The sequence below is a fragment of the Nocardioides sp. genome, assembly GCF_036493135.1.
GTDB lineage: Bacteria > Actinomycetota > Actinomycetes > Propionibacteriales > Nocardioidaceae > Nocardioides.
On sequence record NZ_DASXQG010000028.1, the window covers coordinates 61,787 to 69,269 of the forward strand.

General features: G+C 70.1%; 11 protein-coding genes and 1 riboswitch. All 11 genes read right to left on the reverse strand.

What is annotated here, in order from left to right:
• Positions 1-27: 27 nt before the first annotated feature.
• Positions 28-133: riboswitch (glycine riboswitch) on the reverse strand.
• Positions 134-266: 133 nt separating this feature from the next.
• Positions 267-875: a MerR family transcriptional regulator gene (locus tag VGJ24_RS04730; RefSeq protein ID WP_331499345.1), complete on the reverse strand. Its 609-nt coding sequence runs from the start codon at positions 873-875 to the stop codon at positions 267-269.
• A gap of 188 nt (positions 876-1,063) precedes the next feature.
• A complete protein-coding gene (locus VGJ24_RS04735) occupies positions 1,064-1,531 on the reverse strand; it encodes a bifunctional nuclease family protein (protein ID WP_331499346.1) in 468 nt (155 codons plus the stop codon).
• Between the two features lie 76 nt (positions 1,532-1,607).
• Positions 1,608-2,351, reverse strand: a complete 744-nt coding sequence (locus VGJ24_RS04740; protein WP_331499347.1) for a MerR family transcriptional regulator — start codon at positions 2,349-2,351, stop codon at positions 1,608-1,610.
• On the reverse strand, positions 2,348-2,884 hold the full coding sequence (locus tag VGJ24_RS04745; RefSeq protein ID WP_331499348.1) for an FHA domain-containing protein: 537 nt from the start codon (positions 2,882-2,884) through the stop codon (positions 2,348-2,350). Before VGJ24_RS04745 ends, VGJ24_RS04740 begins: the two co-directional genes overlap by 4 nt.
• Before the next feature lie 99 nt (positions 2,885-2,983).
• The gene (gene gcvH, locus VGJ24_RS04750) at positions 2,984-3,370 is read right to left on the reverse strand and encodes a glycine cleavage system protein GcvH (RefSeq protein WP_331499349.1); all 387 of its coding nucleotides are present in this window, start codon (positions 3,368-3,370) and stop codon (positions 2,984-2,986) included.
• 63 nt (positions 3,371-3,433) lie between these two features.
• The gene (locus VGJ24_RS04755) at positions 3,434-4,225 is read right to left on the reverse strand and encodes a DUF881 domain-containing protein (protein WP_331499350.1); all 792 of its coding nucleotides are present in this window, start codon (positions 4,223-4,225) and stop codon (positions 3,434-3,436) included.
• On the reverse strand, positions 4,218-4,550 hold the full coding sequence (locus VGJ24_RS04760) for a small basic family protein (protein ID WP_331499351.1): 333 nt from the start codon (positions 4,548-4,550) through the stop codon (positions 4,218-4,220). Before VGJ24_RS04760 ends, VGJ24_RS04755 begins: the two co-directional genes overlap by 8 nt.
• Entirely contained in the window at positions 4,547-5,449 is a 903-nt protein-coding gene (locus tag VGJ24_RS04765; protein WP_331499352.1) for a DUF881 domain-containing protein, read from the reverse strand. The genes VGJ24_RS04760 and VGJ24_RS04765 overlap by 4 nt, the downstream gene beginning before the upstream one ends.
• Positions 5,442-6,044 (reverse strand): CDP-alcohol phosphatidyltransferase family protein, encoded by a 603-nt coding sequence (locus VGJ24_RS04770; RefSeq protein WP_331499356.1) that lies wholly within the window; start codon positions 6,042-6,044, stop codon positions 5,442-5,444. Before VGJ24_RS04770 ends, VGJ24_RS04765 begins: the two co-directional genes overlap by 8 nt.
• Positions 6,045-6,093: 49 nt before the next feature.
• Positions 6,094-7,194: a hemolysin family protein gene (locus VGJ24_RS04775; protein ID WP_331499353.1), complete on the reverse strand. Its 1,101-nt coding sequence runs from the start codon at positions 7,192-7,194 to the stop codon at positions 6,094-6,096.
• Positions 7,191-7,483: transporter associated domain-containing protein (locus VGJ24_RS04780; protein WP_331499354.1), on the reverse strand; the 293-nt coding region annotated here is incomplete at its 5' end. The genes VGJ24_RS04775 and VGJ24_RS04780, both read right to left, overlap by 4 nt.

The following is a 7,483-nucleotide window of genomic DNA, read 5'->3' on the forward strand; positions in this document are numbered from 1 at the left end:
GCGCCGGAACCGGTCCTCCAGAGTTGCCTGACCCGCACGGTCCTGGCGCCTGAGAGGTTCCGGGGAGGGGTTGCCCCTTCGGCGCTCCGGTCCCGGGTGTGAACCCGGGCGAAGACTCTCCCGTGCGGGATCGTCAGCCCGCCCACTCTAACCCGTCTGCATGGATGAACCCCACACCGCAGCGCTGCGGAAGGGGAGACACGCTGCTGGTTCCCGAACACGACAGCCGCAGGCTCAGGCCTGCGGCTGCCGCGGAGTGTGAGTGCCTAGCCGAGCCTGCGCGCGCGGCGGGCGGCGAGCTCGTCGTTCGTGTGCGCGGTGGCGTCGTCCTCGGCCGTCCGCTCGCTCGGAAGCTCGGAGAGGGTGCCCTCGATCTCGCGCCAGACCCCACCGATGGCGATCCCGAAGACACCCTGACCGCCCTGGAGCAGGTCGATGACCTCGTCGTTGCTGGTGCACTCATAGACCGAGGCACCGTCGCTCATCAGGGTCACCCGGGTCAGATCGTCGGTGCCGCGGGCGCGAAGGTGCTGGACGGCGGTACGGATCTGCTGGAGCGAGATGCCGGCGTCCAGGAGCCGCTTGATGACCTTGAGGATGAGGATGTCGCGGAAGGAGTAGAGCCGCTGGGAACCGGATCCGGTGGCGCTGCGCACGGACGGCTCGACCAGACCGGTGCGGGCCCAGTAGTCGAGCTGGCGGTAGGTGATGCCGGCGGCGTTGCACGCCGTAGGACCTCGATACCCGGTGTCGCTGGGCAACGGCGAGACGTCGTCGGCAAAGAGCAGACCCTGCTCCTCGGCGGCCTCGGCCGCCCGGGTCGCGTCGGTCTCCTCGCCCGGGGCGTGAGTCCGGTGCTGCTCGTTGTCGTTCACTACGACCTCCGTGGACTACCTCGTGTGCCGTGACTCCGGGGAAACCGCACGGCGCTAGCCACATCGGTGGAGTTACAACGAGGACAGTTCAAGGTAAGCCCGCGCCGCACCCCCGTCAAAGAGGAACCCGGCGTGTCGCAACCCTCAACCTCAGGTTGAGGTTGAGGGATCCCTCGGCCCCATGGACGTCAGCGGCTCTCGAAGTCCTCCGGGGAGACCTGGTCGAGGAACTCGCGGAACCGCTCCACCTCGTCCTCCTGCTCGGCCGGCGCGTCCAGCCCGGCCTCGGCCAGCACCTCGTCCGCACACAGGATCCGGCTGCCGGTGCGCAGCGCCAGCGCGATCGAGTCCGACGGCCGGGCGCTGACCTCGACGCCCGAGGCGAGCACCAGGATCGCGAAGAACATGCCGTCCTTCACCTCGGTGATGCGCACCTCGGAGAGCTCGTTGCCGGTCGACTCCAGGACGTCCTTGAGCAGGTCGTGGGTCAGCGGACGCGGGGGCACCACGCCCTGCTGGGCGAATGCGATGGCGGTCGCCTCGACCGCCCCGATCCAGATCGGGAGGTATCGCTGCCCCTCGACCTCGCGCAGCAGCACGATCGGGCTGTTCGACGGCATCTCGACCCGGACACCCAGGACGTCGACCTCGCGCATGCCGTCCACACTACTCCCGGCCTCGACGCCACCTGAGCGCCCGGAGGACCCCAGAACGACGTGCGTCCGACGGAGGTCAGCGGCCGCGCAGCCCGGTCTTCACCAGGGTCGCGTGCAGGCGTACGGACAGGGCGGCGAGCTCGCTGACGGTCTCCTCCGCGCGGCCCCGCGCCGAGGCGTCCTTGCCGCCCTTCTGCGGGGCGACGACCTGCTCGACCAGGCCCACCTCGCGGTCCGCCGCGGTCTTGAACGCCCGCAGGTGGCGCGGCTCGAGACCGTACGCCGCGAGCTCGCGTGCGGTGGTCGCGATGACCAGCGCGTCGGTGTCGTAGTGCCCGGTGCCGAGGCGGGGCGTGACGAGCCCGAACTGCTCGAGCTGGGTCAGCAGGTCCTCGGAGATCTCGGCGATCTTGAGCAGCTCCTTGCGGGACAGCCGCAGGTGGTCGCGGCGGCTGAACGACTCGGCTGACGGCAGCCCGTCGGCCGCGAGCGCGACGGTCGGCACGGTGGGCACGACCGGCTCGATCGGGGGTGGCTTCATCCCCCGGTCGATGGCGTCGAGGTGCTCGCCGATGACCCGCAGCGGAAGGTAGTGGTCGCGCTGCATGCGGAGCACGTAGCGCAGGCGGTCGACGTCCTGGGCGGAGAACTTCCGGTACCCGGCGGGCGTGCGTTCGGGCTTGACCAACCCCTTGTCCTCGAGGAAGCGGATCTTCGGGATCGTCACACCTGGGAAGTCGGGCCGCAGGAGGTCGAGCACCTCTCCGATGTTCAGCCGGACTCGCGCGCCGGTGGCCGCAGCGCCGAGAGCGTCGGTCACGAGCTCTCGTGACCCTGGAAGAAGACCAGCCGGTACTTGCCGATCTGCACCTCGTCGGTGTCCTTGAGGACGACGGAGTCGATGCGGTCGCGGTTGACGTAGGTGCCGTTGAGGCTGCCCGAGTCCGCAACGGTGAAGGTGCCGGCTTCCCGCGTGAACGTCGCATGGCGCCGAGAGACGGTCACGTCGTCCAGGAAGATCTCGCTGTCCGCATGGCGGCCGGCCGTCGTCACGTCCTTGTCGAGCAGGAAGCGACTGCCGGCACCAGGACCACGCTGGACGACGAGCAGCGCCGAGCCCACGGGCAGCGCGTCCACGGCCGCCGCGTCCACCGGGTTGAGCTGTCGGTCGGAGGAGACGTCGGAGCGCTCGGCGCCGGCGGGGACGCTGCCGGCGATGCTGATCGTGGCCGTCGAGTCACCGACCGGCAGTGACGTCGGAGGCTCCTCGTCGCTCACCAAGCGGCTGCCGCACTGCGCGCAGAAGCGCGCGTCGTCCGGGTTCGCGCTGCCGCAGTTGGTGCAGTACGCCATCGGTGATCTTCTCCTGTCCAACCCTCAGGGAAGGGCTGAGGTTGATGGTTCCTTCGAACTTATCAGGAGGAGCCACGCCACCGAGGTCACTCGCCCCGATCATTCACCCAGGCTCTGCTGGTACGTCGCAGCGTCCAGCAGGCCGTCGACCGCGCCCGCGTCAGACGGCACCAGCTCGTAGAGCCAGCCGCCGCCGTACGGGTCGCTGTTCACCAGCTCGGGGGTCGCGTCGAGGCTCTCGTTGACCGCGACGACCTCACCGTCGACGGGCGCATAGACGTCGCTGACCGACTTCGTCGACTCCAGCTCACCGCAGGCCGCACCGGCCGTGACGGCGTCCCCCACAGCGGGCAGCGAGACGTAGACGATGTCGCCCAGCTGGTCCTGGGCGTAGTGGGTGATGCCGACCCGCAGCGACCCCTCGGCCTCGCCGGGCGAACGGACCCACTCGTGCTCCTGGGTGTACTTCAGGTCGTCGGGGTACACGGCTCTCCTTGCTGTCGACGCGGGGCGTCGGCCGGGCTGGTTGCTGGTCGGCAGGTTACCCACTCACTGGGACTGCGCGAACTGTGGCGCGGTCGGCTGGCGCACGGAGGTGATGTCGAGGGAGTCGCGCTCAACGAGGTTCACCGCGGCGTCCGCGTCCTTGAACTGGGCGATCGGTCCGTCCACCAGGTTGAGGGCACCGCTGAGCGTGTGCGGGTCCCCGATCACGTCGAAGACGTACGGCGAGGTCACCAGCGTCCCGTCGATCCGGAGCCCGCCCGGTGCCGACTCGACCGCGCTCTGGGCCACCAGCCGCACCTCGCCGTTCACCTGCATGGCCTCGGCGCCGGCCGACCGCAGCTCCTCGATGGCGTCCAGCACGGAATCGACGTCGACGGGGCGCGGGCCCTCGGTCACGGTCAGCCGGATGCCCGGCCCTGTCACCGGCACCGAGCCGGCGAGGATGCTGAGCTCCTGGGCCTGCTTGGCCGCGGCCGCGAGCGCGGCGCTCTGCGCCTGCCGGTTCTGCTCGAGCTGGCGCCGGGTCGACTCGAGCCCGTCGATCTCGTTCTGGGCGTGCTGTGAGGTCCCGGCCAGTGCGGACAGGACGTCGACCAGGTCCTGCTCGCGGTACCCGGCGTAGCTGTTGTTGGTGTTGTTGGTGCGCACCTGGGTGATCGCCGCGAAGCCGAGCACGGCGAGGAGGACGCCGACGACCAGCTGGGCCCGCGACGGCCGGAACAGCGCCGCGCGGAGCCGTTGCAGGCCGACCTCGTCGGCGCTCCCCCGAGCCTCGGACGGCGTGCGCGCGCCGCCGCGGTCCGGATCGTGCTGGGACTCGGGGTTCTCAGGCATGGAACACGTACCGCCGGATCTGTGCGACGTTGGAGAAGATCCGGATCCCGAGCACGACGATGACACCGGTCGACAGCTGTCCTCCGACGCCCAGCTTGTCGCCGAGGTAGACGATCGCGGCGGCGATCACGACGTTGGAGAAGAAGGAGACGACGAACACCTTGTCGTCGAAGATGCCCTCCAGATAGGCGCGCAGGGCGCCGAAGACCGCATCGAGCGCAGCGACCACGGCGATCGGCAGGTACGGGTCGAGGCCAACCGGGACGTCCGGGGTGAAGATCAGCCCGAGAACGACTCCGACGAGGAGTCCGAGTGCCGCGATCATGGAGCGCTGTCCCCTTGCGTGCGTGTGTGACCGGTGTTCGGAGTGGCGACCTCCGCCGACCGTAGCCGCTGCTCCGGGGCAGCCGGCAGAGACATCGTCCCACCGTTGTGGACGTCGAACCGGAACCCGAGGCTGTCCTTGAGCGAGTACCACTTCTCCCCCACCGAGCTGGAGAGCAGGTTGGCGGGCAGGGTGTCCGGGTTGCCCACCACGCTGAACAGGTACGGCGGATTGATCGGCTGCGAGTTCACCAGGATCCCGATGCCCACGTTGCGGAACGCGCTGAGCACCGTGAGCCGCTGGCCGTTGACGCTGATCGCCTCGGCGCCGGCGGCCCACAGCGCGTCGGTCAGCAAGGTGAGGTCGGAGTCGCGCACGAGCTCGGAGCCCGCGCTGCCCGGCGCGCTGTTCACGCTCACCTGCACGCCCGGACCGCTGACGGCGCCGAAGCCGGTGCGGACCTGCAGCCGTTCGAGCCGCGCCTGGGTGGCCCGCCGCTCGGTGGCGACGCCGTTCAGCTCGGTCTGGATGGAGCGCACCTGTGACTGCTCGCGGTCCAGCTGCTGCTGGAGCTGGCTGACGTCCTGACGACGGAGGTCGATCTGCTCGATCAGGCTCTCGCGGCTCGCGTGGTTGGCGGAGGCGTTACGGCTGGTCTGTACGGCGGCGACGGTCACCAGGAGCCCGAAGACGAGCAGCACCAGGCCCGCCGTACGCCGTGGGACCGGGTGGGTGTCCACGTCATGTCCGAGCGCTCGTCGTCGCGCGGCGACGTGCTCGTAGTCGGCGTCGAGGGACCGCTGGGTGATCAGGGCGAGGAGCGGCTCGGTGACGTGCTCAGGCAGGGGCCGCTCGCCGTCGGGGGTGCCCGACCGAGGAAGGGTGGGCGCCTCAGCCATGGGCCACCACCCGTCGTTCGGTGGTCTTCACCAGCTTGTAGACCTGGTAGGCGTAGAGGACCCCGGCCCACCAGTACAGGCCGATCCCCCACCCGGCGAACGCCCAGCCGAAGACCTTGGCCAGCGTGGCCGCGGCACTGGTGCCGTCACCGAGCAGGAGCAGCGGGAACGCGTAGAGCAGGTTGAACGTCGCGGCCTTGCCGAGGAAGTGCACCGGGAGCGCGCTGTAGCCACGGGTGCGCAGGATCGGCACCAGGCCCCACAGCAGGACGTCGCGCAGCGGCAGGATGACCGCGAACCACCACGGCACCACGTCGCGGATCGCCAGCCCGATCACGACGGCCAGGATGTACAGCCGGTCGGCCACCGGGTCGAGCACCTCGCCGAGCTTCGAGGTCTGGTTGAGCCGGCGCGCGAGGTAGCCGTCGAGGTAGTCGGTCACACCGGACGCCATCAGTACGGCGAGCGCCCACCCGTCCGCCTCGGGCCCGAGCACCAGCCAGAGGAACAGGGGCAGACCGAGCAGCCTCAGGATGCTGAGCGCGTTGGGGACGGTCCACACGCGCGCGTCGTCGCGTGTCGCCTCATCCGCCACTGCCGTCTGCACCTTCCCCGCCCAGGATCGTCAAACCGCCGGACACACCCTATCCGGCGGCGCCTGGGGGCTGGTCGGTGCCGCTCTCGTCGTTCGCCGCCGCGGCAGGCACCTCGAGATGGGCGGTGTCTCGGATCTCGCCGACCAGCTCCTCGATCACGTCCTCGAGGGTCGCGACCCCCAGCGTCCCGCCCTCAGCGTCGACGACGCGAGCCATGTGGGCCCCCCGCCGCTGGAGCTTCTCCAGGGTCTCGTGGAGCAGGTCGTCGCAGCGGACCGGTGCGAAGGGCCGGATCCACTTGTCCTCGATCGGGCGGTGGCGCCGGGCCTCGTCGGTCTCGAGCACGTCCTTGATATGGAGGTAGCCGACGAGCTCGTCGTCGTTCCCGACCACCGGGAACCGGCTGAAACCGGTCGTGGCGCACAGCGCCTCGACGTCCGCGCCGGTCGATCCTCGGCGCACGGTCTGGAGGGTGTCCGGACGCATCAGCACGGTCTCCACCGTCTTCTCGGTGAACCCGAGCGCACCCGAGAGCCGGTCGTACTCGCCGTCCTCGAGCAACCCCTCGCCACGAGACTCCTCGACCAGGGCGGCCACTTCTTCTCGGGTGTACGTCGAACTGACCTCGTCCATGAGACGGACACCCACCAGCCGCAGCACGCCCGAGGCGAGGGCGTTGATGCCGACGATGACGGGTCGGGTGACCGACACGATCGCCCAGATCGGCGTACCGAGCACGAGCGCGGCCCGGTCCGGTCCGGCGAGCGCGATGTTCTTCGGGATCATCTCTCCGAGGACGACGTGCAGATAGACGACTGCCGCGAGCCCGACGGCGAACGCGATCGGGTGGCGCAGCGACTCCGGCGTGTTCAGGGCCTGCAGCACCGGGTCGAGGAGCTTGGCCGCGGTCGGCTCGGCGACGGCGCCGAGCACCAGCGAGCAGACCGTGATGCCGAGCTGGTTCACGCCGATGACAAGCGACATGTTCTCCATCGCGCGAAGGGTGGTGCGGGCCAGGCGCGAGCCTTCCTCGGCGCGTGGCTCGATCTGGGTACGGCGCGCCGAGACCAAGGCGAACTCGGCGGCCACGAAGAACGCGTTGCCCAGGAGGAGGAAGAGCGCGAGCAGGACCGACGTCGTGGTGCTCATGGGCCCTCACCGCCGTCCCGCTCCCCCGTGGTCCCGTCGAGGAGGCGCAGGGAGAGCCGGTCGATGCGCAGTCCGTCCATGTGCTCGACGGTGAGCACCGCGAGCTGCTGGCGCTCGGGCTGATCGGGATCGGAGCGGTCGGGGACCGGGACCTCGGCGACGTCACCGCGCTGCGGGACGCGGCCGAGGGACTGGAGCACGAGCCCCGCGATGGTGTCGTAGTCCTCGTGGGCGGGGAGCTCGATGCCCGTGAGGTCCTCGACCTCGTCGGGTCGCAGCAGGCCGGAGA

Excerpts from the sequence above, each read along its gene's own strand:
- VGJ24_RS04755 (WP_331499350.1), bottom strand. The coding sequence starts at position 4,225 with ATGCCTGAGAACCCCGAGTCCCAGCACGATCCGGACCGCGGCGGCGCG.
- VGJ24_RS04735 (WP_331499346.1), bottom strand. The coding sequence starts at position 1,531 with ATGCGCGAGGTCGACGTCCTGGGTGTCCGGGTCGAGATGCCGTCGAAC.
- VGJ24_RS04760 (WP_331499351.1), bottom strand. The coding sequence starts at position 4,550 with ATGATCGCGGCACTCGGACTCCTCGTCGGAGTCGTTCTCGGGCTGATC.
- VGJ24_RS04765 (WP_331499352.1), bottom strand. The coding sequence starts at position 5,449 with ATGGCTGAGGCGCCCACCCTTCCTCGGTCGGGCACCCCCGACGGCGAG.
- VGJ24_RS04775 (WP_331499353.1), bottom strand. The coding sequence starts at position 7,194 with ATGAGCACCACGACGTCGGTCCTGCTCGCGCTCTTCCTCCTCCTGGGC.
- VGJ24_RS04745 (WP_331499348.1), bottom strand. The coding sequence starts at position 2,884 with ATGGCGTACTGCACCAACTGCGGCAGCGCGAACCCGGACGACGCGCGC.